The 26358-nt window shown below is 63.9% G+C and carries 24 protein-coding genes and 2 tRNA genes; 12 read left to right on the forward strand and 14 right to left on the reverse strand.

The genetic code is table 11. The features are described 5' to 3' along the window. Positions 1-262 precede the first annotated feature (262 nt). On the forward strand, positions 263-556 hold the full coding sequence (locus K359_RS0123665; RefSeq protein WP_029081559.1) for a GYD domain-containing protein: 294 nt from the start codon (positions 263-265) through the stop codon (positions 554-556). A 169-nt stretch (positions 557-725) separates the two neighbouring features. Here K359_RS0123665 and K359_RS0123670 read toward each other — a convergent pair whose 3' ends face one another. Next, entirely contained in the window at positions 726-2321 is a 1596-nt protein-coding gene (locus K359_RS0123670) for an ABC transporter substrate-binding protein (RefSeq protein WP_029081560.1), read from the reverse strand. Between the two features lie 305 nt (positions 2322-2626). Between K359_RS0123670 and K359_RS0123675 the strand changes: the two genes are divergently transcribed. Continuing rightward, a complete protein-coding gene (locus tag K359_RS0123675) occupies positions 2627-3388 on the forward strand; it encodes a proteasome-type protease (RefSeq protein WP_029081561.1) in 762 nt (253 codons plus the stop codon). Between the two features lie 12 nt (positions 3389-3400). Further along, positions 3401-4162: an SDR family oxidoreductase gene (locus K359_RS0123680; protein WP_029081562.1), complete on the forward strand. Its 762-nt coding sequence runs from the start codon at positions 3401-3403 to the stop codon at positions 4160-4162. 320 nt (positions 4163-4482) lie between these two features. Here the strand turns inward: K359_RS0123680 and K359_RS0123685 are convergent, their stop codons facing one another. After that, positions 4483-5706 (reverse strand): MFS transporter, encoded by a 1224-nt coding sequence (locus K359_RS0123685; RefSeq protein WP_029081563.1) that lies wholly within the window; start codon positions 5704-5706, stop codon positions 4483-4485. Between the two features lie 465 nt (positions 5707-6171). Continuing rightward, positions 6172-7014 carry a peptidoglycan-binding protein gene (locus K359_RS0123690; RefSeq protein ID WP_029081564.1) on the reverse strand — a complete coding sequence of 281 codons (843 nt, stop codon included), beginning with the start codon at positions 7012-7014 and terminating at the stop codon, positions 6172-6174. A gap of 50 nt (positions 7015-7064) precedes the next feature. Between K359_RS0123690 and K359_RS52775 the strand changes: the two genes are divergently transcribed. Both K359_RS52775 and K359_RS0123700 read left to right on the forward strand, forming a co-directional pair. Next, entirely contained in the window at positions 7065-7316 is a 252-nt protein-coding gene (locus tag K359_RS52775) for a hypothetical protein (RefSeq protein ID WP_035976963.1), read from the forward strand. Beyond that, positions 7316-8572 carry a NupC/NupG family nucleoside CNT transporter gene (locus tag K359_RS0123700; RefSeq protein WP_029081565.1) on the forward strand — a complete coding sequence of 419 codons (1257 nt, stop codon included), beginning with the start codon at positions 7316-7318 and terminating at the stop codon, positions 8570-8572. The genes K359_RS52775 and K359_RS0123700 overlap by 1 nt, the downstream gene beginning before the upstream one ends. A 245-nt stretch (positions 8573-8817) precedes the next feature. On the opposite strand, the gene K359_RS0123705 is transcribed toward K359_RS0123700, so the two are convergent. Continuing rightward, positions 8818-9393 (reverse strand): cupin domain-containing protein, encoded by a 576-nt coding sequence (locus K359_RS0123705; protein ID WP_029081566.1) that lies wholly within the window; start codon positions 9391-9393, stop codon positions 8818-8820. Between the two features lie 113 nt (positions 9394-9506). Then, positions 9507-9797 (reverse strand): usg protein, encoded by a 291-nt coding sequence (locus tag K359_RS0123710; protein WP_029081567.1) that lies wholly within the window; start codon positions 9795-9797, stop codon positions 9507-9509. Between the two features lie 380 nt (positions 9798-10177). On the opposite strand from K359_RS0123710, the gene groES reads away from it, so the two are divergent. Next, positions 10178-10492, forward strand: coding sequence for a co-chaperone GroES (gene groES / locus K359_RS0123715; protein WP_029081568.1), 315 nt, complete (start codon positions 10178-10180; stop codon positions 10490-10492). Positions 10493-10550: 58 nt separating this feature from the next. Continuing rightward, positions 10551-12191, forward strand: a complete 1641-nt coding sequence (groL, locus tag K359_RS0123720) for a chaperonin GroEL (protein WP_029081569.1) — start codon at positions 10551-10553, stop codon at positions 12189-12191. Between the two features lie 81 nt (positions 12192-12272). Here the strand turns inward: groL and K359_RS0123725 are convergent, their stop codons facing one another. The 5 genes from K359_RS0123725 to K359_RS0123740 form a co-directional block, all read right to left on the reverse strand. Beyond that, positions 12273-15620: an adenylate/guanylate cyclase domain-containing protein gene (locus tag K359_RS0123725; protein ID WP_035976965.1), complete on the reverse strand. Its 3348-nt coding sequence runs from the start codon at positions 15618-15620 to the stop codon at positions 12273-12275. A 245-nt stretch (positions 15621-15865) separates the two neighbouring features. Continuing rightward, positions 15866-17017 carry an SPFH domain-containing protein gene (locus K359_RS0123730; RefSeq protein WP_029081571.1) on the reverse strand — a complete coding sequence of 384 codons (1152 nt, stop codon included), beginning with the start codon at positions 17015-17017 and terminating at the stop codon, positions 15866-15868. Between the two features lie 337 nt (positions 17018-17354). Continuing rightward, positions 17355-17421 (reverse strand) — tRNA-Leu (locus K359_RS0123735). Positions 17422-17424: 3 nt separating this feature from the next. Then, positions 17425-17495: transfer RNA gene (locus tag K359_RS61465), tRNA-Phe, on the reverse strand. A gap of 205 nt (positions 17496-17700) precedes the next feature. Further along, positions 17701-18540: a LysR family transcriptional regulator gene (locus K359_RS0123740; RefSeq protein WP_029081572.1), complete on the reverse strand. Its 840-nt coding sequence runs from the start codon at positions 18538-18540 to the stop codon at positions 17701-17703. Between the two features lie 128 nt (positions 18541-18668). On the opposite strand from K359_RS0123740, the gene K359_RS0123745 reads away from it, so the two are divergent. From K359_RS0123745 to K359_RS0123770, 5 genes are all read left to right on the forward strand, one after another. After that, positions 18669-19262 (forward strand): cysteine hydrolase family protein, encoded by a 594-nt coding sequence (locus tag K359_RS0123745; protein ID WP_029081573.1) that lies wholly within the window; start codon positions 18669-18671, stop codon positions 19260-19262. Positions 19263-19272: 10 nt separating this feature from the next. Continuing rightward, the gene (locus K359_RS0123750) at positions 19273-19902 is read left to right on the forward strand and encodes a glutathione binding-like protein (protein WP_029081574.1); all 630 of its coding nucleotides are present in this window, start codon (positions 19273-19275) and stop codon (positions 19900-19902) included. Between the two features lie 416 nt (positions 19903-20318). After that, positions 20319-20765 (forward strand): phasin family protein, encoded by a 447-nt coding sequence (locus K359_RS0123760; RefSeq protein WP_245284704.1) that lies wholly within the window; start codon positions 20319-20321, stop codon positions 20763-20765. A gap of 217 nt (positions 20766-20982) precedes the next feature. After that, entirely contained in the window at positions 20983-21195 is a 213-nt protein-coding gene (locus K359_RS0123765; RefSeq protein WP_029081577.1) for a hypothetical protein, read from the forward strand. A gap of 41 nt (positions 21196-21236) precedes the next feature. Next, a complete protein-coding gene (locus K359_RS0123770; RefSeq protein ID WP_029081578.1) occupies positions 21237-21434 on the forward strand; it encodes a hypothetical protein in 198 nt (65 codons plus the stop codon). Between the two features lie 16 nt (positions 21435-21450). Here the strand turns inward: K359_RS0123770 and K359_RS0123775 are convergent, their stop codons facing one another. The 4 genes from K359_RS0123775 to adh all read right to left on the reverse strand — a co-directional run bounded on the left by K359_RS0123775 (position 21451) and on the right by adh (position 26127). Further along, positions 21451-22230 carry a Crp/Fnr family transcriptional regulator gene (locus tag K359_RS0123775; RefSeq protein WP_051346329.1) on the reverse strand — a complete coding sequence of 260 codons (780 nt, stop codon included), beginning with the start codon at positions 22228-22230 and terminating at the stop codon, positions 21451-21453. Positions 22231-22552: 322 nt separating this feature from the next. After that, positions 22553-24049, reverse strand: a complete 1497-nt coding sequence (locus K359_RS0123780; RefSeq protein ID WP_035976968.1) for an AMP nucleosidase — start codon at positions 24047-24049, stop codon at positions 22553-22555. Between the two features lie 113 nt (positions 24050-24162). Next, positions 24163-24513, reverse strand: coding sequence for a DUF779 domain-containing protein (locus tag K359_RS0123785; RefSeq protein ID WP_035976969.1), 351 nt, complete (start codon positions 24511-24513; stop codon positions 24163-24165). A 96-nt stretch (positions 24514-24609) separates the two neighbouring features. Continuing rightward, on the reverse strand, positions 24610-26127 hold the full coding sequence (gene adh, locus K359_RS0123790) for an aldehyde dehydrogenase (RefSeq protein ID WP_029081582.1): 1518 nt from the start codon (positions 26125-26127) through the stop codon (positions 24610-24612). Between the last annotated feature and the right edge of the window lie 231 nt (positions 26128-26358).

Raw genomic sequence — 26358 nt, forward strand, 5'->3', positions numbered from 1 at the left:
CGCCACTGCGTTTGCGATCACAACGCGGGGAGCCCTCTTTCTCCAGCAAATGACATGGCGTAATCTGCACCGAGCTGCCCTTTGAGACGGGACGGGCCGACGTCGCCGTTTGACGGAACAGGCAGCGGTCAGGCCGTCGGCAGGCATCGCAGTCTGAAAGCAGCGCCTGCCTTATGGGGCGCTCCCTCAATTTCAACATGAAGCACGTTGGCCTGCCGCGCGCGCGGCAGACAAGGGCAGTGCGTAACCCTTGGAGGACGACATGGCGACATTCATAGTGAGGATCGACTGGACCGACCAGGGAATTCGTAATGTCAAGGAAGCTCCCAAGCGCAGCCGAGCGGCGAAAGAACTCGCCAAGACGCTCGGTGTCGAAATCAAGGAGGTCTATCTCACCTCCGGCGAGCATGACATCCTTCTCCTCGCCGAAGCGCCTCTCGGCGACAACATCACGAAACTCGCGCTCGCGCTCAGTTCTCAGGGAAACATACGGACCTGCACCTCACGGGCCTGGCCCGAGGCCGAGTGGACCAAGCTGATATCCGAGCTTCCGTAGCGGCTTCGGATGTCCCGATGCATCCCTGCGCGGCCTTGACCGACGGGTGCCGTCGCGATCGTGACACCCGACGGTCGGCGCGGGTACTCCGCGCGCGCAGGAATAACGACTGAGCTACGAAGCGCACGAGGACGACGGCGGACGTCGTCGCCAAGCGGGCCAACTTGATTCATTTATCCAGCCAGACATCCTCAAACCGCAGATTGTTGTACTGGCTGTTGTCGTGCGGATGAAAATTCCTCACGTAAGGCTGCCAGCAATTGCCGGCCGATGAGTGCAGAATGACCGGCCGCGCCGCGTCTTCGACCAGCACGCGCTCGATGTCGAACACGATGCTCCGCCGCTTGTCCTTGTCGACCTCGCGCGATTGCGCGGCGAGCAACTTGTCGACCTCGGCATTGCAATACTGGGTGTAGTTGCGCTCCGAGTTGCAGGAATAATTCTCGACGACGTTGCCATCGGGATCGTCGACGCTGACGCCGGTGACATTGAGACCGATCGTGTAATCCTTGCGCTGCAGCCGCGAGTACCAGCGCGGCGTATCAAGGATATCGAGCTCGGCGACGATGTAGATGTTCTTGAGCTGGTCGGCGAGGATCACCGCCGGGTCGCGATAGGTCGGCAAATTGCGGGTCTGGATCTTGATCGACAACGGCTTGGCGTCGCTGTAGCCGAGCTTCTGCATGATCGCCTGCGCGTCCGCGAGGTTCTTCTCGGTGTCGGGACCGTAGCCCATCAGCGTCGACAGCACGTCTGCCGGCATGCCCCACTCGCCTTCGGGCTTGGCCTGCATCGCGCCGCCGAGCCGACCGGTGCCCTCGAACAGAATGCTGTTGAACGCCTTGCGGTCGAGCGCCAGCGACATCGCCTTGCGGATCTCGGAATTGTCGAACGGCGGATTGACGCGGTTGACCAAGAGATTGATCTGCAGATTGGTCGAGGTCACCTCGCAGATTGCGTTCGGTGCCCGCGCCTTGACGTCCTTCATCAGGGGAATGCTGACGTCGGACGGAAAGGTGATGTCATAGTCCCCGGTCGCGAACGCCAGCATCCGCGTGGCCCGGCTGTCGATCGAGCGCACCGTAATCTCGTCGAGATACGGCCGGTCCTTCTTGAAGTAATCGGGGTTGCGGACGAGACGGATTGAATCTCCGCGCCGGAATTCGACGAACTTGAACGGCCCGGTGCCGACCGGCTTGGTGCGCATCACCTGCTGCGGCACATGGCAGGGATAGACCACCGAGAAAGCACTGGCGAGCAGCGCCAGCAGGCCGGGTTGTGGCTCGGTCAGCTCGAAAGTCGCTTCATCGTCGCCATTGACGCTGATGTCCTTGAGCTTCGTGTACCAGACCTTGCGCGGATTGCGCTTGAAGTCCTGGGTCTCGCTCTTGCCGATCAGCATCCGCCAAGTGCATTGCACGTCCTTGGCGGTGAAAGGCTGGCCGTCGTGCCACTTCACGCCGTGATGCAGTTTGAAAGTCAGCCTTGTGTTGGTCGAATCCCACGACCAGCTGTCGGCGAGATCCGGGATCACGGTGTCGATCGATTCGTGCACCTTGGCGGGATCGAACACCACGAGGTTGTTGAAGACCGCCGCGAACGGCATCACCGAGGCGATGGTCGACTCTTCAAGCAGCGAGGTTGAGGGCGGATTGTCGTTGTGATAGAGCCGCAGCGTGCCGCCCTTCTTCTGCGCCGATGCTGGGCTCGCAGCCATTGTCACGATGCCGAAGGCCACGATGCATGCGGCCAGTTTGAACGACATTCTCGTCTCCCGGAATTTCTTGTTGTTGTCGGTTGCAGGCAGTCGAGCACAACGCCAGGAGCCTCGCAATGACAGGGGATGCCGATCATTGCCGGCTGCGCGCGGCGCAGAACGAGGTTGGCGCCCGGGCATCTCCGAACGGCCTGCGGGCGGAACAGTCCCATACGGCCATTCGCCGCGGCAGGCCACCCGCCCCTTTTTGACCGGTCGCCGCATGTCCCGCGGCAGGGAATTGGGGTTGGATGACACCCTGAAATTGGCTACTAGTTCTGCGCCGAGAATTTCGGACCGTTTGGGGACTGGAAATGACCTATTGTTGCGGAATTCTGGTGCGAGACGGCCTCGTCATGATCGCCGACACCCGCACCAATGCCGGCCTCGACAATGTCTCGACCTTCCGCAAGCTGCACATCTTCTCAAAACCCGGCGAGCGCATCATGGCGATCGCCAGCGCCGGCAATCTGGCGATCAGCCAGTCGGTGCTGTCGACCCTGACCGAGGGCATGGAAGATCCGCACACCGGCGAGCTCGAGACGCTGATGAACGCGCCGACCATGTTCCAGGCTGCGCAGCGGATCGGCCGCGCCATCCGCTCGGTGCACGCCACCGAGGGCGACGCGCTGCGCTCCGAGGACATCTCGTTCGACGTGTCGTTCCTGTTCGGCGGCCAGATCAAGGGCTCGCGGATGCGCCTGTTCATGGTCTACACCGCCGGCAACTTCATCGAATGCACCACCGACACGCCCTATTTGCAGATCGGCGAGCACAAATACGGCAAGCCGGTGCTCGACCGCGCCATGCATTACGATGTCGAGCTCTACGAGGCGCTCAAAACGGGCCTGATCTCGATGGATTCGACGATGCGCTCCAACCTCGGCGTCGGCCTGCCGATCGACGTGTTGGTGGTGCGCACGGACGCCTGCGATGCCGACCTCAACCACCGCATCGAGGCCGGCGAGCCCTATTTCCACGATCTGCGCTCGCGCTGGTCGGCGGCGCTGCGCGCGGCGCACCAGAACATTCCACGCCCACCCTACAAGAACGAAACCGAAGCAAAAACCAAGTAAGAGGAAACTCGGATGACTGAGGCAACCAGCAAGATCGCACTCGTCACCGGCGCCGGCACCGGCGTTGGACGCGCGGCATCGCTCGCCTTGATGAACGCAGGCTATACCGTGGTGCTCGTCGGGCGCCGCATCGAGATGCTGGAAGAGACCAGCAAGCTCGGCCCTGCCGGCAAGAGCCTGTGCGTGTCGGCCGACATGGCCAACCCGGCCGCGATCACGGCGCTGTTCGACAAGGTGAAGGCGACCTATGGCCGGCTCGACGTGCTGTTCAACAACGCCGGCATGGGCGCGCCGCCGGTGAATTTCGAGGATCTGACGCTCAAGCAGTGGCAGGCGGTGGTCAACACCAACCTCACCGCGCCGTTCCTGTGCACCCAGCACGCCTTCCGCATCATGAAGGACCAGAAGCCGCGCGGCGGCCGCATCATCAACAACGGCTCGATCTCGGCGCATGCGCCACGGCCGTTCTCGGCGGCCTACACCTCGACCAAGCACGCCATCACCGGGCTCACCAAGGCTTCCAATCTCGACGGCCGGATGTATGACATCGCGGTCGGCCAGGTCGACATAGGCAATGCCGCGACCCCGATGACCGACCGCATGGTCAACGGCCCCGGCGTGCTGCAGCCGGACGGCACCACCAAGCACGAGCCGCGCATGGACGCCAAGGCGGTCGGCGATGCCGTCGCCTACATGGCCGGCCTGCCGCTCGACGCCAACGTGCTGTTCATGACGGTCATGGCGACCAAGATGCCGTTCGTGGGCCGGGGCTGATCTTCTCCTTCTCCCCGCTTGCGGCAGGACTATCACGTCGTCATGGCCGGACTTGTCCCGGCCATGCCGTCGCGGGGGCGCGCTGCCAAAATATCGAGAACAACCCCATGCAAAGTAGCCGTCGGCTGCCGACCTTCGACACGGCAACTTGACACGTCGGGCAAATCAGCGGCACTCTTCCATTATTCCGAAATCGTGCAGGGAGTCTCCACGAGGACGGTGAGGGACGGCTCTCGGAGAGTCCCCCTCACTCGAATCGCATTTCGCTTCGCTGCATGCGATTCAACCTCTCCCGCAAGCGGGGCGAGGTAAGAAGGCCCCTACTCCAGCTTCTCCACGTCCCGCAGCGTCGGGAACAGCTTCATCCAGAGCAGCGCGACTGCAACGGTGGCGACGCCGCCGAGCACGGCGGACGGCACGGCGCCGAGCAGCGCCGCGGTGACGCCGCTCTCGAACTGGCCGAGCTGGTTCGACGCATTGATGAACAGGAAATTGACCGCGCCAACCCGGCCGCGCATCTCGTCGGGGGTCGCAAGCTGCACCAGCGAGAAGCGGATCACGACGCTGATCGTGTCGGCGGCGCCGAGCACTGCGAGCGACAGCGCTGACAACCACATCCAGTGCGACAACGCGAACACCACCGTCGCCACGCCGAACACGATCACCGCCTGGAACATGCGCATGCCGACGCGGCGGTTGATGGTGTGCCGTGCTAGCACAATCGTCATCAATAGCGCACCGACCGCGGGCGCGGCGCGCAGGATGCCGAGGCCGAGCGGGCCGGTCTGCAGGATGTCGCGTGCGTAGATCGGCAGCAGCGCAGTGACGCCGCCGAACAGCACCGCGAACAGGTCGAGCGAGATGGTGCCGAGGATCGCCGGATTGCTGCGCACGAAGGTGACGCCGGCAAACAGATCATCCGACACCTGCCCGTTCTTCGGCGCCGCCTGCTGCAGCCGGCCGATGCCGCCGGTCAAGAGCGCGCCGAACAGCCAGAACACCATCATCACCGCATAGGGCGCACTCGGCATCAGCGCATAGGCGAAGCCGCCGAGCGCGGGTCCGGTGATGGTCGCGACCTGGGCCGCGCCGCTCGAGATCGCGGTCGCCCGCTGCAGCGAGCCCTGCGGCGCGATCAGCGGCAGCAACGCGGCGGTCGCCGGGCTCTCGAACGCGCCGGCAATGCCGAGCACGAAGGTCGCAGCGAAGATCTGGATCTCGGAGATGGTGCCGGCGAACGTGCTTCCGGCGAGAAACAGTGCGGTCAGCGCTTCCGCGATCTGGCAGGCCTGCACCACGCGCTTGCGCTCGAAGCGGTCGGCGGCGTGGCCCGCGACGAACACCAGCAGTGCCGTCGGCAGGAACTGCACCAGTCCGACCATGCCGAGGTCGAACGCGCTGCCGGTCAGCTCATAGATCTGCCAGCCGATCGCGACCGCGCCGATCTGGCTGGAGAAGCGCGACAGGCTGCGCGACGACAAAAAGAACAGGAACGGTCTGTGGCCGAGCAGATCGCGGGCGCCGGCCGGCGTGGCGGTGAGCATGGATGATTGCGTGGCTGAGCCCCTGCAACTTGTCAATGGAGACGAGGTAAGAGCTATTCCGTTCCGATAAGATCGGAACGAGCTCTAGATTCTTGTTTTGACGCGTTTTCTTCATGCGAACCGGTGTCCACTTCGCTTGAAAACGCTCTTAGAGCGCCGAGCGCGAGGGGCCGTAGCGGGGTCAGATCCTCTCCGCTGGCGGCCCTTCACGTCTGGTGAAGCCGAGTTCGCGAGGCGGCCCCCCTGTCAATAGAACGCGCGCGGGAAAGTACCCAAGATCATATAAATGCGAGCGGCGGCCGCACGTGTGGCTGATGTCTCTTCTAGCCGGAGGAATAGAGCGCGTCCCGGGTTAGTAGGTCATGTTTACCACAGCGGAAACGTGAACATCACCCGCGACGCTCCGCTCACAGCCGAGGGCGCGGCGCAGGCGCGGGGATAGGTGGGCCGGCGCGTCGCGGACCGCTAAAACGCCAACCGCTGTAGCACGGAAGCCACGAAAAGGATGCCACCTTCGTTCGGCTGTCCCTGAGCGGCGCCGTTGACGGGCGCCAAGGAATTGATGTTTTTGTCCGCGTCGGAGACAGCCAGTGTGCCGGTGAGAACCTCAGCGCGGTCGCCAGGCTTGAGCGCCACACCGGCGAGGCAGCCGAGAATATCGTCGAGGGAAACCTCGTTCGAGAACTTCATGGTTCCGACCTGGATGCAGTTGACTGGCGTACCCAAGGTATTCGCAAACTTCACAGGTTTAGAAGTGAGAAAGTTTTCGCTGTTGCCGTCGGGATCGGTCAGCTCTAGCCTGAAGCTAAATATGCTATCCGCATTCGTCTGTAGTTTGAGGCTGAACTTCCAGACGCGGTCCGTCGGTTTGGGCGCGGGCGGCGGAGGCGTCGGAGGGGGAGGCGTCGGACCGGGAGGCGTCGGACCGGGATTCGGGCCTTTTCCGGCCATTGCCTTGTCGAGTGCAGCGACGGTCTGGATGCCGACGACACGGTCCGGAACTGTCTGGCCAGGGCCGAGGATCGGCTTGGGACGATGAGCGCTCTTGAAAGCGAACACCGCCTTCGCCGTCGACTCTCCGTAAACGCCGGCCGCATCGGAGATGGTGAAACCCAGCGACCGCAGCGCGGTCTGGATTCGCCCGACCGCGTCCTCCGTGCCGGGAAAATTCGGCGTCTTGTCCTTAAAGATATTAAACTGATGATTGACGGCGCAGTCGGCTAGACGCTTTTTGCCCGGACCTTCCTTTGTGAACAGTTCCGACGAGAGCGGCATGATGCTGTCCTCCGGCGTCGCGAGCGGATGCAAGGTCGCCGATCGTCGCCTGTAACACACCTCTGGCTTCCTGTCCTTGCGGTATGGTTGCGCACGGCGCCGCCATCGAGTTCGGCTGGCAGGGAAACGACGAAATGGAGCCCGCCGAAGGTGACGGTTGGGCCGAACTAAAGGATGACGGCTCACTCGAACGGGAGATCTGCCTCCTCAACGGCGACGACATCGCACTCATCGCACGTCGAGCAAAGACTTCTTCACCAGCCTGCCAAGCGCGCAACAGCATTGCGCTGCGCGAGGCCCCTGCCATAATCCCGCGCGGGTTCCTGGGGGCATGATGCTGCAGTTGCAATCGGCGTTCGGCGTGGTGGCGTTGCTGGCGGTCGCCTGGGCGTTGAGCGAGAATCGGAGCGTCGTGTCGCTGCGGCAGGCAGCGATCGGGCTCGTCGTCACGGTCGCAACCGCGCTGGTGCTGATCAAGGTGCCGCTGGTGACGCAGGCCTTCGGCGCGATCAACGATGCCGTCGGCATCATCGCGGCGGCGACGCGCGCCGGCACCGCCTTCGTGTTCGGCTATGTCGGCGGCGGCCCGGCGCCGTTCGATCCCAAGGCACCGGGTTCGGATTTCATCCTCGCGTTCCAGGCGCTGCCGATCGTGCTCGTCATGAGCGTGTTGACGACGCTGCTGTTCTATTGGCGCGTGCTGCCGCCGGTGGTGCGCGGCATGGCCTGGCTGCTCGAGCGTACGCTCGGCGTCGGCGGCGCGGTCGGGCTCTCGACCGCCGCCAATATCTTCCTCGGCATGGTGGAAGCGCCGCTCTTCATCCGCCCCTATCTGGCGCAGCTCAGCCGCAGCGAATTGTTTCTGGTGATGACCGGCGGCATGGCCGGGATCGCCGGCACGGTGCTGGTGCTGTATGCGACGCTGCTCGCACCGCTGATCCCTGACGCCGCCGCGCATTTCGTCATCGCTTCGGTGCTGGGCGCGCCGGCCGCAATTTTAGTCAGCCTGATCATGGTGCCGGAAACGTCTGACAGACACACCGGCGGATCGCTCGATGATCCCGATGTTCAGGTGTCGTCGACGATGGACGCCATCGTGAAGGGCACCGCCGCCGGCCTCGAGCTCCTGATGAACATCATCGCGATGCTGCTGGTGCTGGTCGCGCTGGTCTATCTCGCGAACGCGATCATCGGCCTGCTGCCCGAGATCGGCGGCGCGAAGATTTCGCTGCAACGCTTGCTCGGTTACGTCATGGCGCCGGTGTGCTGGCTGATGGGCCTGCCGTGGCCGCAGGCGATCACGGCAGGAAGCCTGATGGGCACCAAGACCGTGCTGAACGAACTGATCGCCTATGTCGACCTGTCGAAGCTCGGTCCCGACGCGCTCGACCCGCGCTCGCGGCTGATCATGCTCTACGCGATGTGCGGTTTTGCGAACTTCGCGAGCCTCGGCATCATGATCGGCGGCCTCGGCATCATGGCACCCGAGCGGCGCGACGAGATCAATGCGCTCGGGCTGAAGTCGATCGTATCGGGCACGCTGACGACATGCCTGATGGGGGCGATCGTCGGGATGATGACACAGCCGTAGTCCGGATGGAGCGAAGCGAAATCCGGGGCCATGCTGATCGTGTGCGCGATTTCCGGATTTCGCTTCGCTCCATCCGGGCTACGAAACCGATGGCCGCCACTTACAAAATCGTCATGCCCGGGCACAGCCGTCCGAAGGACGGCGTCGCTTCCGCTCGCCTATGACCCGGGCATCCATCAACCTGGAAAGAGTCTTGCGAAGCAGGATGGATGGCCGGGTCAAGCCCGGCCATGACAGTGCGAGGCTTACGCCTTCAACTCCACCGTCTTGAACTCGGCCGGCAGGATCACCTCCAGCAGTTCGACGTCGTCGGAGTAGTCCAAAATCATGTGCCGGATGCGCGGCGGCTGGGTCCAGGCGCTACCCTGCTGCATCAGCGTCTCGCCCTCGCCTTCCATGTAGGTCTTCACCCAGCCCTTCAGCACATAGACCATCTGGAAGTCGACGTCGTGGAAGTGCAGCTTCGACACTTCATCGGGATTGCACGGCCCCTGCAGCCGGATGACGTGCGCCTGAGCGAGGCCATGCGAGGCCGCGGCGATGCCGAGGTCGCGGTATTTGGCGTAGGTGCGCAGCCCGTCGGCCTTGAAATCCTCTTCGCGGTGATGGCTGATGGCGACGCGCTGCTTCGGCCGTGCCTTGCTCGCCGCCTTTGTTGCAGTCTTTGTCGCGGTCTTGGGCGCGTTCTTCTTCGCCGCCGGCACGCGGCCCTTGGACTTGATGGTCTTGCGCGCGGACGACTTGGCGCCGGCTCCTAGCCCCGTCCATTTCTTCTTTACCGCGGTCTTGGCTGCGGATCGTGATGCCGTCTTCTTGGCCATTGTTCGCCTCCCGTCTTTTTTCTGACGGTGAGAGGCTAACACAAGTCGCGCAGCGCTGGTGAGCAAAGGCGCAAGCTGCGCCCTGCCCGCAAGGTCCAAGTCCAAGGCCTATGTCAATGCAGCCGGAACACGCCGTCGACGGCGCGCAGTTCAGCCGGCTTGACCAGCTTGGAATGCGCCACCGTCACCGAAAACAGCGGGCCCTCGAGCTTCTCCTGCCAGAAGGCGAGGAAATCCTGCAGCACCGGAAATTTCGGAAACAGATCGTAGTTCTGCCAGACATAGGTTTGCAGCAACGAGCGATGATCCGGCATCCGATAGAGGATTTGCGCCGTCGTCAGCCCGTACCCCAGCAACTGCTTCCGGAAATCGTCGGAAGCAACCCCACCAACTCGCGAGACCATGCCAACCTCCTGTGACGGAGCGCATTCACCTGGCGGCCGGACCCAGCCGGACCACCGGCAATGGATGCGCTCACATGAGAGAAATGTGACGCACGCGACTAACCAATCTCAAGCCCAAATGTTTAATAGGTTGTTGAAATTTCTTGCGTTGGCAGCAGCTTACCGCATCTGCTAATAGCCTCGGCGACCCCGCGGGCCGGCATTAAGGATGCCGAAATGATCGTGGCAGCCGTCATTCGCGAGTGCCAATTTTTCTGCTAGAGGCACTTGCCCGCCGCCCAGGCTTGGCCTATCTCCTGCGCAGCTGGCTTGGCACTCGCCGGGCTGGACTGCCAACACTCCAAAAATCTACAGCATCCACAAAAGTTTAGGAGGACTGCATGAAATTCCGTCCGCTTCACGACCGCGTCGTGGTCAAGCGTATCGACGCCGAAGAGAAGACTGCTGGCGGCATCATCATTCCGGACAGTGCCAAGGAAAAGCCCTCCCAGGGCGAAATCATCGCCGTTGGCCCGGGTGGCCGCGACGAGGCTGGCAAGCTGATCCCGATCGACATCAAGGTCGGCGACCGCGTCCTGTTCGGCAAGTGGTCCGGCACCGAGGTCAAGATCGACGGTGAAGACCTGCTGATCATGAAGGAAAGCGACATCATGGGCGTCCTCGACGTCCCCGCTTCCAAGAAGAAGGCGGCCTAAGCGCCTCCTCTCTCCCCAAGATTCCTCCAGGGTAAAACCATTCCAAGGAAAAATTCAGATGGCAGCTAAAGAAGTCAAATTCGGCGTCGATGCGCGTGACAAGATGCTGCGCGGCGTCGACATCCTCGCCAACGCCGTCAAGGTGACGCTCGGCCCCAAGGGCCGCAACGTCGTGCTCGAGAAGTCGTTCGGCGCTCCCCGCATCACCAAGGACGGCGTCACCGTCGCCAAGGAGATCGAGCTCGAGGACAAGTTCGAGAACATGGGCGCCCAGATGGTGCGCGAAGTCGCCTCCAAGTCCGCTGACGCGGCCGGCGACGGCACCACCACCGCAACCGTGCTCGCGGCTGCGATCGTTCGTGAAGGCGCCAAGTCGGTTGCCGCCGGCATGAACCCGATGGACCTGAAGCGCGGCATCGACCTGGCTGTGGAAGCCGTTGTCGCCGACCTCGTCAAGAACTCCAAGAAGGTCACCTCCAACGAGGAGATCGCTCAGGTCGGCACCATCTCGGCCAACGGCGATGCCGAGATCGGCAAGTTCCTCTCCGACGCCATGAAGAAGGTCGGCAACGAGGGCGTGATCACGGTCGAGGAAGCCAAGTCGCTCGAGACCGAGCTCGACGTCGTCGAGGGCATGCAGTTCGACCGCGGCTACATCTCGCCCTACTTCGTCACCAACGCAGACAAGATGCGCGTTGAGATGGACGATGCCTACATCCTCATCAACGAGAAGAAGCTCTCCTCGCTGAACGAGCTGCTGCCGCTGCTCGAGGCCGTGGTGCAGACCGGCAAGCCGCTGATCATCGTCGCTGAAGACGTCGAAGGCGAAGCGCTCGCCACGCTCGTCGTCAACCGCCTGCGCGGCGGCCTGAAGGTCGCGGCCGTCAAGGCTCCGGGCTTCGGCGATCGCCGCAAGGCCATGCTGCAGGACATCGCGATCCTGACCGGCGGCCAGGCCATCTCGGAAGACCTCGGCATCAAGCTCGAGAACGTCACGCTCGCCATGCTCGGTCGCGCCAAGAAGGTGATGATCGACAAGGAGAACACCACGATCGTCAACGGCGCCGGCAAGAAGGCCGACATCGACGCCCGCGTTGCCCAGATCAAGGCGCAGATCGAGGAGACCACCTCGGACTACGACCGTGAGAAGCTGCAGGAGCGTCTCGCCAAGCTCGCAGGCGGCGTCGCGGTGATCCGCGTCGGCGGCGCGACCGAGGTCGAGGTGAAGGAGCGCAAGGATCGCGTTGATGACGCGATGCATGCGACCCGCGCGGCTGTCGAGGAAGGCATCGTCCCGGGCGGCGGCGTCGCCCTGCTCCGTGCTTCCGAGCAGCTCAAGGGCCTGCGCACCAAGAACGACGACCAGAAGACCGGCGTCGAGATCGTGCGCAAGGCGCTGTCGGCTCCGGCTCGCCAGATCGCGATCAACGCGGGTGAAGACGGTTCGGTCATCGTCGGCAAGATCCTGGAGAACAAGGCCTACAATTACGGCTTCGACTCCCAGACCGGCGACTATGCCGACCTGGTCAAGAAGGGCATCATCGACCCGACCAAGGTCGTCCGTACCGCGATCCAGAACGCTGCCTCGGTTGCGGCGCTGCTGATCACCACGGAAGCAATGGTTGCCGAGCTGCCGAAGAAGAACGCCGGCGGCCCCGCGATGCCTCCGGGCGGCGGCATGGGCGGCATGGACTTCTAAGTCCAGCCTCTCAGGGCACTGCAAGACATGCGAAACCCCGGCAGCGATGCCGGGGTTTTGTTTTATCTCCACCGACGTCCGTCAGGATGCACGAGGACGACGGACCAGCCAATCCGTCTGGTTGAGCACTTCGTCGGCATCCTTGATCTCGGCGAGATCCTGCCCCGCATCGAAGCGGGCGCGCACCGGCGCAAGCACCTCCGGCCCCGCATCCACCCGGCCATTGCCGGCGTACAGGCGTGCAAGTCCCAGCGCGCTGCGCAGCTCGAAGGTCTTGGTCTGCTGCCTTCGGGCAATCTGGAGGGCGCGGTGGTAGGCATCCTCGGCGCCGGAAATGTCAGGGGTTTCGCGACGCGACAGCAGCTCACCCTGCACGCGGTATAGCTCGGCATCCAGCCAGTGCTGCCCGGACTGCTCCGTCGCGTCGATCAGCTCATTGATGATGTCGAGCCCCGCCTTGACATGCCCGGCCTCTGCACTCGCCACCGCAATTTGCAATCCCCAGAACGGCTCACAGAGGTAGCAGTCGTTCTCGTGAAGCAACGTCCAGCCACGCTGCATCTCCGCGAGACCTGCCGCCCGGTCGCCGGCGCGCCACTTGGCCAGACCATTGAGGTAGGTGCCGGCGGCAACATACAGCGGCATCGTGTGGTCTTGCGCCAGGCCCAGGGCAAGGATCGTCTCGGTCTGCCGCAACCTGCTGCCGCACAGCCCGTCGAAAACGGCCTTGTGAACCAGAGCATTGGCACGCGCGAGCGCGCGTTGCTCCCCGGCGACGCTCACCGCTGCGCCCGCGAGCTCTCGGGCTCGATCGATCTCGCCAAGCGGCCAAAGCACCAAGGCCAGAAATCTCATGATGACGAACGGCAGGTCGAGCGTCGATGCCTTGAAGGTTGCCGGATCCGGCTCGGTCGTATAGGCCGCGAACGCCTGCTCGAGATGGATGCGCGCGGTGAGGTAATCGCCCGCGAACCAGGCGGTCACCCCGCTGCTCCAGCGTGCGACGATCGTCGCCACCGGCGATTCCGGATGCCGTTCCGCCGCGCCCATGATCGCCTCCTCCAACTCCCGCATCGGCGCGAGCTCGCCGTGGGTCAAGCAGGCGTTGAAAAGGCCCGACTGGATCGGCGCCAGTTCGATTGGATCGTCGATATCAGAGGCGAAATGCCGGGCTCGTGTCCAGGCGGCCACCGTCTCGGGGGCGCTGTGCCCAAGACTGCCTCGCAGCGCGCGGCCGTACGCGATTTGCAGATGGAGCCGGCCGATCATCCGACCCGGCTCGTCGGGCAGTTCATCGGCGATTGCGACCGCCTTGCCGAGATGTGCAATCGCCTCGCAATAGGCCGAGCGCTTCAGCGCCTGCTGACCGGCCTTGCGCCACCACGCCAGCGCGGTGTCGCCGAGCCCTGCCTCGGTGAAATGGTACGCAACGACTTCCGGCTCGATCTCGGCGATCTCGGCAAACTTGTCGCGCAGCACGTCGCCAATGTGCTTGTGGAGCAATTGCCGCCGGCTCTTGAGCAAGCTCTCGTAAGCCGCTTCCTGAACCAACGCATGCTTGAAGCTGTAGCTTGCATCCGGCGGCGTGCCCCGGCGCAACAGCAACTCGGCCTCTTCGAGCTGGGCAAGCGCCGCGCCAAGGGTCAGATCATCGCGCCCGGCCACGCTGCGCAGCAGCGCATATGAGAACTCGCGGCCGATCGCTGCACCGATCTGCGCCACCTCCTTGACCGGCGCCAGCCGGTCGAGCCGGGCCATCAGCGAGTCCTGCAGCGTCGCCGGGATCGCAAGCGGCGGCAGTGGATAGCGCCCGGCATTCTCGACGAGCAGCCCCGACTCCATGATCATCTTGGTCAGTTCCTCGACGAACAGCGGGACGCCATCCGTCCGCTCGATGATCTGCGTCATCATTTCGCCGGGTAGCAACCGACCGACGGTCACCTGCTCGATCAGCGCGCGCGTGTCCTGCCGGTCGAGGCGATCGAGCCGCAGCAGGCTGACATTTGCGAGCCCAGCCCACGGCGGCTCGAACTCGGGCCTGAACGTCATGAGCATGAGGATCGGCAGCCCCCTGATCCGGTCGACCGCGAGGTCGAGCAGTTCGAGCGATGTGGCGTCGGCCCAATGCATGTCTTCGCAGACCACAAGCACCGGCTGCTGCCTGGCGAGGCCCTCGAGCTGGTCGAGCAGTGCTGCGAATGTCTGCCGCCGCTGCTGCGCCGGGCTCATGCCGAGCGGCGGATAGCGGTCGCCGGTTGGGATCGACAGCAGCGCCGCGATCAGCGGCGTCACGCTGGCCACCTGCTGCGTCCCGAGCGCCAGCATGGCTTCGAGCTTGTCCAGCTTCTGCTCCGGCAGATCTTCCGACCTGATGGCGGCGGCGCGCTCGAGCTGGGCGGCGAAGGGATGCAGCGCGCTGTTGGTGTGATAGGGCGAGCATTGATACCGCACACGGCGATGCGTCCCGGGCGGGAGACTGTCGGAGAGCATCGCCACGATGCGCGACTTGCCGATACCCGCTTCACCCGATATCAGCACGGCCTGCCCTTGGCCCTGCCACGCCAGTTGCTGGCGCGACAGCGCAAATTCGATCTCCGCCTTGCGGCCGACGAAGCCGATCGAGCGCGCGGTGCGCACCGCCTCGAAGCGGCTTTCCGATGCCAGTTCGCCTTCGACAGCCCACACCGCGATCGGCTCGGCGATGCCCTTGACCTCGCGGCGACCGAGGTTGCGAAGCGTGAACAGATTGCCGAGCAGCCGGCGTGTCGAGGCGGCCACGACGACCACACCAGGCTCCGCCAAGCCCTGCAGCCGTGCGGCGATGTTCGGCGCATCGCCGACCAACGCCTGCTCCTCCGACGCGCCGCCGGAGACGAGGTCGCCGACCACGACGAGCCCGCTCGCGATCGCGACCCGTACCGCTACTCCCTCGTTCGCGCGGATCTCGAGCCCGCCGATTGCGGTGATGACGTCGAGGCCGGCGCGCACCGCGCGCTCCGCGTCATCCTCGTGGGCACGGGGATAGCCGAAATAAGCGAGGATCCCATCGCCGATAAATCTGGCAACGACGCCATCGTATGTCGCGATCACCCGCGCACAGGCCGCGCGGTAGGCGCGGATCACCTCCCACATGTCCTCGGGATCGAGACGCGCCGACAAGGCCGTCGAGCCGACCAGGTCGCAGAACATCACGGTAAGGTGGCGGCGCTCGGCATCGTGCGGTGAAACCGGCGCGGCGATCAGTTCGGCTTGAGTGAAATCGGCGATCGCACGCAGCATCTTGCGGCGATGGCCGAGCAAGACGCCGAGCCTGTCAAAGTCTTCATCCGTCAACTCGGGAAAAACATCAACGTCGATCCCGTTCTCGGCAAAACGCAGCGCGTATTGCCCAAGCCCCAGCTTCTCGAGCCATTCCGCAATCTGTTGCATTGGCACCACCGACGGGTTGACGGCTGGCCGAATTCCGGACCACGGAGAGCGTACGTTATCGCAATCTGTCTGGGGTGGCACCTTCTGTTTGCGGAAGTTCGCACGGAGCAGGACATGCGAATTGTGCCATGTTGTGCCTTGGCGGTGCTCCGTTACAGCGGTCCTGCACGCTAACACACATTCTAATGATCCCGGCGGTCCGTGCCGGCGGAAAACAAAGGGCCGCCCGTGGGCGGCCCTTCTTCCTATGCGCTCTCGGGCGCCTTGAGGCGGACCAGCTTGGTCAGCAGCGCATCGAGGCCCTGGCCCTCGCCGGCATGCAGGTCGATGCGGCCGACCTTCTCGACCAGACGCTCGAGCGACTCCAGCTCCTTGAGCCGCAGCAGCAGAGGGTTCTCCTCCATCAGCTTGGCGGTGTTCAGGAGCGAACGCGTCGCCGCGGTCTCCTCCTGGCGGCGGATCAGGTTGGCCTTCGCCACCCGCTCCGCCTCCACCACCTTGTTGACGAGCTCGCGGATCTCGCCGGGCAGGATCACGTCCTTCACGCCGAGCTCGGTGACCTCGACGCCGGACTCCGCGACACGGCCGCGGACATAGTCGCGAAGCTCATCGTCGAGCGCCGCCTTCGCAGACAGCACCTCGTCCAGCGTGCGGCCGGCCACCGCCTCGCGGATCGCGAACTGCACCAAACGATACAGCCACGCATCCACGTCGGGCACCGCTGCCACGACCCGCTCGGGATCGACGATCCGGCGGAACGCGGTCAGCGTCACGCGCAGCGCGATGCGATCCTTGGTCAGCATCTCCTGCGCCGTGATCTCGACCGCCTGGGGACGCAGGTCGAGGCGCTTGACCTCGATCTTGCGGCCCGCGATCCAGAACGCGTGCCGGCCGGGTGCGAGCCGCTCGACCAGCTTGCCCTCGACGTTGAGCAGGCCGGCCTCGTGGTTCTCGACCACGGCCTCGGTGATGACGCCGGCCCGGTTGGGCTGGATCATCGCCAGATGCCGCGTGGTCACCCGGGGATCGTCGGCCACGTCGATGCGCTCGACGTCGACTGTGGTTGCGACCTTCCAGTAGACGCGCGTCTGCCAGGGCGTCATCAGCTGCACAGGACGGCCGTCGAGGCTGACGATCGCGACCTCGTTCGCCTTGGTCTCGACCGCCTCGAACAGCGCTTCGGCGAGATCAGGGCGCGCGGCCTTGATCACCGCGAAGCGATCCGCGGGGAATTCGCTCCGCACGACACTGAACAGCTCAGCCTTGAGCTGATGCAGGGGATCGAACAGGCGGTGACGTCCGGGCGCGAGCACCTGCTCGAGCCGGCCGTCGCGCGTCAGCAACGCACGCTCGCCATCCTTCACCGTCAACTTGGTCGTCAGGAAATGCCAGGTCATGACACGCCTCCATTGTTGCCATCGGGCCCATGGGCCGGAGAGCGGGTTTCGTTTCGCAAAGGACGTGAGGACGCGAACGCGGCTTCCTGTCAGCCAGGCGGGCCGTGGCTTGAGCTCGCGCGATGACGGGCGCACGCGCGCGTTCGCGCGACATTTGTCGCGCGGCCGAGCGGAGCCACCCGGCATCAGCGCAAGCGGTATCCACCGCGGCGCAAAGCCGGTCTCACAGTGTCTAGGTTCGGACGAAGAGCCTTGCGGCAAGACGGCCGGATTGCGACTGAAGCGCGCGTCCGGTCCCCCTTCAGAGGCATCAGCTTTTCAGGCTGAAACGGTGCGCTTGGAGCGGGAATCGAACCCGCGACCCGATGAGTCTCATTCACCTGCTCTAACCAACTGAGCTATCCTTTGTGAGAAGATCGGATTCGAACCGATACCTTCGGGATTTCATCCCCGATGCTCGCCCATGAGCTTCATCTCGTGGCCTTCATTTCAGCGGAACACGACACCGCAGAGCGGCACGCGCCAGTCGGGATCTCAGAGAGCCCGAACCCATGGCCGAAGCGAAGGAGCGGGCTAATAGACGAAGCACGCCCGGGTTGCAAGAGGGCTGGACGAGATTTTTTCAAGACGAAACGACGCGGCAACACGCGTACCGCAACACATCGTATCGTTCCGAGGCCGCCTCAGCCGCTGTGCGCGACATCCTGAAAGCAGGCACGCAGCCAGTCGATGGTGACGCGCGTCGCCGCATCGCGCTTGAGATGGCTCTGCACCAGCAGCCAGACATCGCGCCGCTTCGGCAGCAGCGTGGCGCGCAGCCGGCGGTCGGTCAGCAAGTCCACGCAACTATGTTCCGGCAGCACGCCGACCGCCTGATGCGACTGGATCAGCGAATGGATGATCCGAACATTGTCGGTGACGCAGCGCGCACGAAGCCGCTTCGCGCGCAGGAACTGCATTTCCGGAATTGCTCCGAGCTCATCGGGATAGGCGCACGTCACCGCTTCCCCCGCTGTCGTCGCGACCGGCTCGAAGAAATACAGCCTGACCTCCGCGAGCTTCGAGATCGAAAAATCGCCCTTGTCCGGCTTGCGCAGCCGGATCGCGAGATCGGCCTCCCAGCGCGAGAATTTTACGTTGTCGCTCGAGGTCAGGAATTGCAGGGTGAGGCCGGGATTGGCGCGCAGCAATTTGCTGGTGCGCGGCGCCAGCACCTCCTCCGCGATCGCATTGGTGGAGGCGATGCGCAGCCGGCCGGCCGGGCCAGGCAGGCTTTCGCCGATCCGGCCGATCTCCTCGGCATGCGCCGCCATCGCCTGGACGTGCGCGAGCACCATTTCGCACTGCCGGGTCGGCCTGCGGACGCCGTCGGCGGCCTCGAACAGACGAACGCCGAGCGCCCGCTCGATCCGCGCCAGCCTGCGGCCGACCGTGGTCTCGTCGATGCGCAGCCGCGCGCTGGCGCCGGCATAGGTGCCCTCGTCCCTGACGGCTGCGATGATGCGAAGGTCGTCCCAGTTCATCGCATCAGGCTACAGCGTGAGCCGGCCGCCTGCAATAACGCAGCCACCGGCTGCAATATCCCTGCATTACGGCAGGCAGCTCCACCGCTATATTTTCGGGGAACACATCTCGTGGAGATCTCAGGATCATGACAGCAGCCAAAACCCTGATGCAGCTTGCCGGCATCGACCTCACCCCGCCCCGCCTCGCGGACAGCTGCCTGGTGCTGATCGATATCCAGAACGAATATCTCGCCGGTCCGCTGGCCCTGCCCGGCGCCAACCCGGCGATCGCACGTGCCGCCGCATTGCTCGCGCACGCGCGAGAAAGCGGCGCCGCGATCTTCCACATCGCGCACCGGGGAAAGCCGGGAAGCCTGTTCGACCGCAGCGCGGAGCGTGGCGCCATCGTCGCGCCGCTGGCGCCGCGGCCGGGCGAGGCCGTGATCGAGAAGGAATTGCCGAACGCGTTCGCGGGCACCGACCTCAACGCGCAGCTTGCCGCGACCGGCCGCAAGGAGCTCGTGCTGGCCGGCTTCATGACGCATATGTGCGTGAGCTCGACCGCCCGCGCCGCGCTCGATCTGGGCTTCCGCACCACCATCGATGCCGACAGCTGCGCCACCCGCGACCTGCCCGACGGCGTCGGCGGCACGATTGCGGCAAAGCTCATTCACGACATCGCGCTCGCCGAACTGTCCGACCGCTTCGCCATCATCGCCCGCGGCAACGCCCTCGCCTGAGACATCAGCCATGCTGCAGCTCTATTTCTGGCCGATGGCCTGCTCGCTCGCCAGCCGGATCGCGCTGATGGAGGCCGGCATCGAGGCGCGCTATCACCTGGTCCATCTCTGGACCAAGAAGGTGTTGGAGGATGACGGCGACTTCCGCGCCGTCTCGCCGAAAGGCGCGGTGCCCGTGCTGGTGCTGGAGAACGGCGAGCGGCTCACCGAAAGCGCGGCGGTGCTGCAATATATTGCGGACCTCAGGCCCGAACTCGGCCTCGCGCCGCCGCCGGGCGACCCGGACCGCTATCGCCTGCAGGAATGGCTGAGCTTCATCGGGACCGAGCTCCACAAGGGATTCCTGTTCCCGACCTTCTGGTACAAGGACGATGCGGCCTTGGCCAAACCGCGCGAACGGATCGGACAGAATGTCGCAATCGTAGCCGCGCATCTCGCCGGCCGGGAATACCTCGTCGGCGAACGCTTCACGGTCGCGGACGCGCATCTGGCGTGGGCATTGACGCTGCTCCGCCCTGCCGGCGTCGATGTCGCGCAATGGCCCGATCTCGCCGGCTATCTCGCGCGGATGCAGGCGCGGCCGCAGGTCAAGGCCGCGATCGGCATCGAGACGCAATTGTGGAAGACAGTGACGGCGTGATCGCAGCGGGCAAGAGCCTCCAGACCCTTCGCTGGAGGGGGGGCCGCGAGAACGCGAAAGCCGCAACGCCCGGCGATGCCGGCGTTTTTGTTTTGGGCAAACCACCTGGGACCCTTCCACAGCGCGCTTACGGGGATGCTTTGCGCAACCTCACGCTGAAGCAGGTGTCTTCTGCTGCTCACAATATCCACATTATGCACAGCACCCCGTAAACATACGTTGGTGTGAGTTGACAATCTAAAAAAAATTCTTCGCGAGAGTCGCAAACCGAACCGACAGTCGCGCTTTCGTTCCGCACAGTAGCGTCGGGACACGATCGAAGCTCAACCAAAATCTGAATCGAACACGGAGCGTCAGCTCTCGTGACGCGAGCGAGCGTTGCGAGCAACGCTTTCGCTTGAGAAGGGGACTGGATCTTGAGTGAAGGTGAAATGAAAGTCAAAGTGAACGATACGAATGTCTTCGGAATGCCGTTGTCGAGCTTTCCGAAGATCGGCTTGCCCGGCGTGATCGGCGATCTTGCCGAGCAGGGTTTTGCCCACGCGCGGGCCGCCTCCGGACGGATGACCGAGGTTTTGGGCGAAACGTATTCGTGCAATGCGCGAGGCGCGACCGACTACGCGCTTAAGGTGATCGAAATCTCCCACGCCAATGCCGTCTCCGCGCTTGATTTCTTCGCCCATCTCCTTGGCAGCAAGTCAGCGGCCGATGTCCTGACCTTGTCCACTGAGCAGGCCCGCAAGGCCTTCGACATGGCATCGGACCAGAACAGGGAATTGTGGGCGCTTGGCCAGAAGCTTGCCACGGAGACAAGTGAGCCGGTCACGAAGCATTTCGCCAAGGTTATCCACCAAGCCGGCTAAAAGAGCGGCACTCAATTCACGTCGAGGATTCGTTTGAGGAGGGATCCGGCCGGTTGGAATAAGCCCAGCGACGAGCATGCAGCCCCCACTGCCCGATGCTCTGTCAAACGCCGCAGGTGCGCGATGCCCCCCAAAGTAGTCGCACCGGCAAATGGGCGCAGTCCAACCGGCCGGTGCTTTCCTGCAAAGAGCAAGAAGCAACATCGAGGAGGCTCACATGGGCATGCTCATGGTCAAATGTCCGCAAACCGGAGACGCAATTTCCACCGGCATCCGGACTGATCGCGAGAGCTTTAGGCGCAGCGCGGTGTTCTTCTCGCGCACCAATTGCCCGTTCTGCCGTACCGATCACGCCTGGTTCGCGCGGGACGCCTGGGTCGATGAGCCGAGCATCCGCGTGCGGCGCCGCGGCGCCGGCTCACCGGCCTGAACGACGACACAGACCATTGATGATCGCGATGGAGGGACGCCATGGCGCGCATGCAGATCGCAACGGAAACATCCACCTGGCTGGTGCAGGCCAAGGACTTTCTCAACGAAGCTCGACGGCTGAAGCCGGGACCGGAGCGCAATGAATTGCGCCAGACGGCGAAGGTGCTGCGCGAGATTGCGAAGCTCGAGACGGCATCCGCCCCCGCACAGAAGCTTGATCGGCGGCGGAGAAGCTGATCGCGCCGCACCGCGCTCACAGCGCGTCGTCCGTTTCGATTTCGGAGATCCGCGGATTGTCGGTTAGGGCTGCCGCGCGAGATCGGGCCTTATTGTCCGAGAAGATCTCCTCGGCTTCGAGACGCATGACGCGATGGCACTCGCACGCCGCCGCCGAGAGCCGCGACCTGTCGATCTCGATCCGGCCTCGTTGATCAGACCTGATCGCGCCGCGCGTGCGCAGATTGCGCATCAAGAGGGTCACGGTCGTTCGTCGCACGCCGAGGATTTGCGACAGCGCCTGCTGGGTCAGCGGCAGGACGTCGCTGTCGACGCGATCGCGGAGCTGGAGCAGCCAGCGCGCCATCCGGGCCTCGACCGGGTGCAGCGCATTGCAGGCGGAGCCGAGCTGGAACTGGATCAGCATCGACCTGATGTGCTTTTGCATCGCCTGCCGGATCGCGGCACTGCGTCCGAAAGCGGCATGAAAGCGCGGCGCGGAAATCCGCGAGGCGGTGCCCACCGCACGAACGACTGCGGTAATACCCGACGGGGACGATCCGAGCACCGAAAGACTGCCCACCGCCCCTTCGCGCCCGACCACGCCGGTCGCAACCGTGCTCCCGTCCGCCATGTCGATCATTAGCGTGATCGCCCCGCTATGAGGGAAGAAGACGTAGTCGATCTCGTCACCGGCTCGCGCCAGGACTGCATCCTGATCGAGCGCGACCGTCTCGAGCTCGGGACCCAGCAGATCCAGGTCCGCTGCCGGCAGTGTTGCGAGAAGGCGATTACCATTTCCGCCAAAAGCACTCACTGGCGGGGACCCAAAGTGAAGCGACACCCAACCAACTCACTCAGACAGGCTCTCAAAAATAAACTCCAAACGCTTGACCGCAAGGCGGAATTTTCTGCAGACAGTACACTGAGAAGTTAGATGCAAATGCGCCGCCGGACGCAACAGCAAAATGCGCACGGCCGAACCGTAGAACTGCGGAACCCAAAAGTTCCAATTTCCGGGCGCGGAAAATGCTACCTTCGATTCCGCGGCGTCAGGCAGCCAGCTGGCGAAATAGGTGCAGGAGTCGTTCAACGATCTGGGCCGAGATCGAGCGTAGTCTGCGGCTTGGCGAACGGAACTATTGAAATGCGACCTCGGCAAAGCTGCGCAGCTTGCGCGAATGCAGCCGCTCGGACTCCTGGTCCTTCAACCTTTCGAGCGCCTTGAGGCCGATCTGAAGATGCTGGCCGACACGCTGGCGATAGAACTCGCTGGCCATGCCGGCGAGCTTGATCTCGCCATGCAGCGGCTTGTCCGAGACGCACAGCAGCGTGCCGTAGGGCACGCGGAAACGATAGCCATTGGCGGCGATCGTCGCCGATTCCATATCAAGCGCGATGGAGCGCGATTGCGACATCCGCCGGATCACCTGCGGTCCGCTGATCTCCCAATTGCGATTGTCGACGCTCGCGACCGTGCCGGTGCGCATCAGCCGCTTGAGCTCGAAGCCGGAAAGTCCCGTCACCTCGCCGACCGCCTCCTCGAGCGCTACCTGCATCTCCGCAAGCGCGGGGATCGGGACCCAGAGCGGCAGCTCGTGATCGAGCACGTGATCCTCGCGGACATAGCCGTGGGCCAGCACGTAGTCGCCGAGCCGCTGCGTGTTGCGCAGCCCCGCGCAATGCCCGATCATCAGCCAGGCATGCGGCCGCAGCACCGCGATGTGATCGGTGATGTTGCGCGCATTGGACGGCCCGATCCCGATATTGATCAGGGTGATGCCGCGATACCCGGGCTCGACCAGATGAAACGCCGGCATCTGCGGCACGCGCTCCGAGGCCGTCCCGCTCACTCCGCCGCCTGCCAGCGCGTTGCGCGTGATCACATTACCGGGCGCGACGAAGGCCTCGAGGCCTGCCTCACCCGAGGCGAGACGCTGCAGGCTCGATTGCGCGAAGGCGTCGACATAGAACTGGTAGTTCGTGAAGATCACGAAGTTCTGGAAATGCTCGGGGTCGGTGCCGGTGTAGTGATAGAGCCGGCGCAGCGAGTAATCGACCCGTGCCGCGCGAAACAGCGCCAGCGGCTCCGGCGTGCCCGGCGTCAGTTCGAACGTCCCGTCGGCGATCGCATCGTCCATCGCGGCGAGATCGGGCGTATCGAACACGTCGCGCAGCGACCTTGTGAACGCCGAGCTGTCGGCGATGCTCAGCGCCGCCTCGATATTGATGTCGCGCCGGTAGGCGAAATGGATCGGTATAGGCTCGTTGGACTCGCCGATCTCGACCGCCACGCCGTGGTTCTTGATCAGGAGCCCGATCTGCTCGGTGAGATAGGTCCGGAAAATATCCGGCCGCGTGATGCTGGTCTCGTGAACGCCGGGCCCCGCGACAAAACCGTAGGCGAGCCGGGAATCCAGCCGCGCATGCGACGAGGTCGTGATGCGCACGAAGGGGTAATGCGCGCGCACCCGCGTCGTGAACGGCACGCCGTTGACATAGGCCTCGAAGCGGCTGCGCAGGAACGCAGTGTTCCGCTCGTAGATCTCTTCGAGGCGGGCAACCGCCGCGCCGGCCTCGACGAACGCTTCGGTCGTGATGGACGGCGGGGTTTCGATGGGAGGTGTGGGAGACATGTCGCCTTGCGCCAGATCCGTGGCCGAGCGTGGACTCACTCCGGATCAGCGCAGTATAGCGACTATGGCATCGAGTTCCAGATCGGCGGCGAGCGCGCCTCGGCGCCGGCCCCCTACTCCGGCCCGCGCGGCGGCAGCGCGCAGATCTCGGACCGGGTCAGGAACCTGCGTTCGCGACCGTTGTCGAGCGAGAACATGCCGCCGCGGCCGGGTACGACGTCGATGATCAGGTCGGTGTGCTTCCAGACGTCATATTGCGAGCCGCTGATATAGAACGGCGCGCCGCCGATCTCGCCGAGCTTGACGTCATAATCGCCGATCAGGAAGTCGCCTTGCGGAAAGCACATCGGCGACGAACCGTCGCAGCAGCCGCCGGACTGGTGAAACAGCACCGGCCCATGATCGGCGACGATCTCGGCAATCAGCTCCAGCGCAGCCGGCGTCGCGGTCACCTTGTCTGCCATCTCGACCTCCGTGATGGGAGCTCCGGCGGGAACACCCCGCCGGAGCCAGTCGCTTGGCCCGCCCCCCCAAAACGAAAGGGAGCAGCATTCCGAGTTCTAGAAGAAGCCGAGCTTCTTCGGGCTGTAGCTCACCAGCATGTTCTTGGTCTGCTGGTAGTGGTCGAGCATCATCTTGTGGTTCTCGCGGCCGACGCCGGACTGCTTGTAGCCGCCGAACGCCGCATGCGCGGGATAGGCGTGGTAGCAATTGGTCCAGACCCGTCCAGCCTGGATGGCGCGGCCGAACCGGTAGCAGCGATTGACATCGCGGCTCCAGATGCCCGCACCGAGGCCATAGAGGGTGTCGTTGGCGATCGAGAGCGCGTCCTCGTCGTTCTTGAAGGTGGTCACGGAAACCACTGGCCCGAAGATCTCCTCCTGGAAGACGCGCATCTTGTTGTGGCCCTTGAACACGGTCGGCTTGACATAGTAGCCGCCCGAGAGCCCGCCGCCGAGATTGTTGCGCTCGCCGCCGGTCAGAACCTGCGCACCTTCCTTCTTGCCGATGTCGATATAGGAGAGAATCTTCTCGAGTTGCTCGGAAGACGCCTGTGCGCCGATCATCGTGGACGGATCGAGCGGGCTGCCTTGCGTGATCGCCTCCACGCGCTTGAGCGCGCGTTCCATGAATTTGTCGTAGATCGATTCCTGGATCAGCGCACGGCTCGGACAGGTGCAGACCTCGCCCTGATTAAGCGCGAACATCACGAAGCCTTCGACCGCCTTGTCGAAGAAATCATCATCTTCCTCTAAAACGTCCTTGAAGAAGATGTTGGGCGATTTGCCGCCGAGTTCGAGCGTCACCGGGATCAGGTTCTGCGAGGCATATTGCATGATCAGCCGGCCTGTCGTGGTCTCGCCGGTGAAGGCGATCTTGGCGATCCGGTTCGATGACGCCAGCGGCTTGCCCGCCTCCAGGCCGAAGCCGTTGACGACGTTCAACACGCCCTTGGGCAGCAGATCGGCGATCAGCTCGAGCAACACCAGGATCGATGCCGGCGTCTGCTCGGCCGGCTTGAGGACGACGCAGTTTCCGGCGGCGAGCGCCGGCGCGAGCTTCCAGACCGCCATCAGGATCGGAAAATTCCAGGGAATGATCTGGCCGACGACGCCGAGCGGCTCGTGGAAGTGATAGGCGACCGTGTCATGGTCGATTTCCGAGATCGAGCCTTCCTGCCCACGGATCGCGCTGGCGAAGTAACGGAAGTGATCGATCGCGAGCGGCATGTCGGCGGCCATCGTCTCACGGATCGGCTTGCCATTGTCCCAGGTCTCGGCGGTGGCGAGCTTTTCGAGATTGGCTTCCATCCGGTCGGCAATCCTGTTGAGGATCAGCGACCGCTCGGCAACGCTGGTCCGGCCCCAGGCCTCCTTGGCCGCATGCGCCGCATCGAGCGCGGCTTCGATGTCGGACGCGTCCGAGCGCGCGATCTCGCAGACCGGAAGTCCGGTCATCGGCGAGATGTTTTCAAAATACTTTCCGGACCGGGGCTCGCGCCATTCGCCGCCAATAAAATTGCCGTAGCGCTTGGCAAATGGCGCCTTGAGCACGGACTGCATGTCAACCTTGTTCATGTGTTCCTCCGTTGGCACGCCGATGCACACGGCGTTGGCCGAAACGCTCGGTCAAATCAGGCAGACAGAACAGGGGCCCGCCCCAACGGCCGCAGGGGAACTGTCGCAAATCTGAGACAGGGTGCGCCGCAAACTGTCCCGGCGCGCGACAAAGTCCGGATGGCTGTTTCGGCCTTTCCCGGCCCAGAGCATGATCCGGAAAAGTGTGTAGCGGTTTTCCGAAAAGATCAT

It is taken from the genome of Bradyrhizobium sp. th-b2, from assembly GCF_000426785.1.
GTDB classification, from domain to species: domain Bacteria; phylum Pseudomonadota; class Alphaproteobacteria; order Rhizobiales; family Xanthobacteraceae; genus Bradyrhizobium; species Bradyrhizobium septentrionale.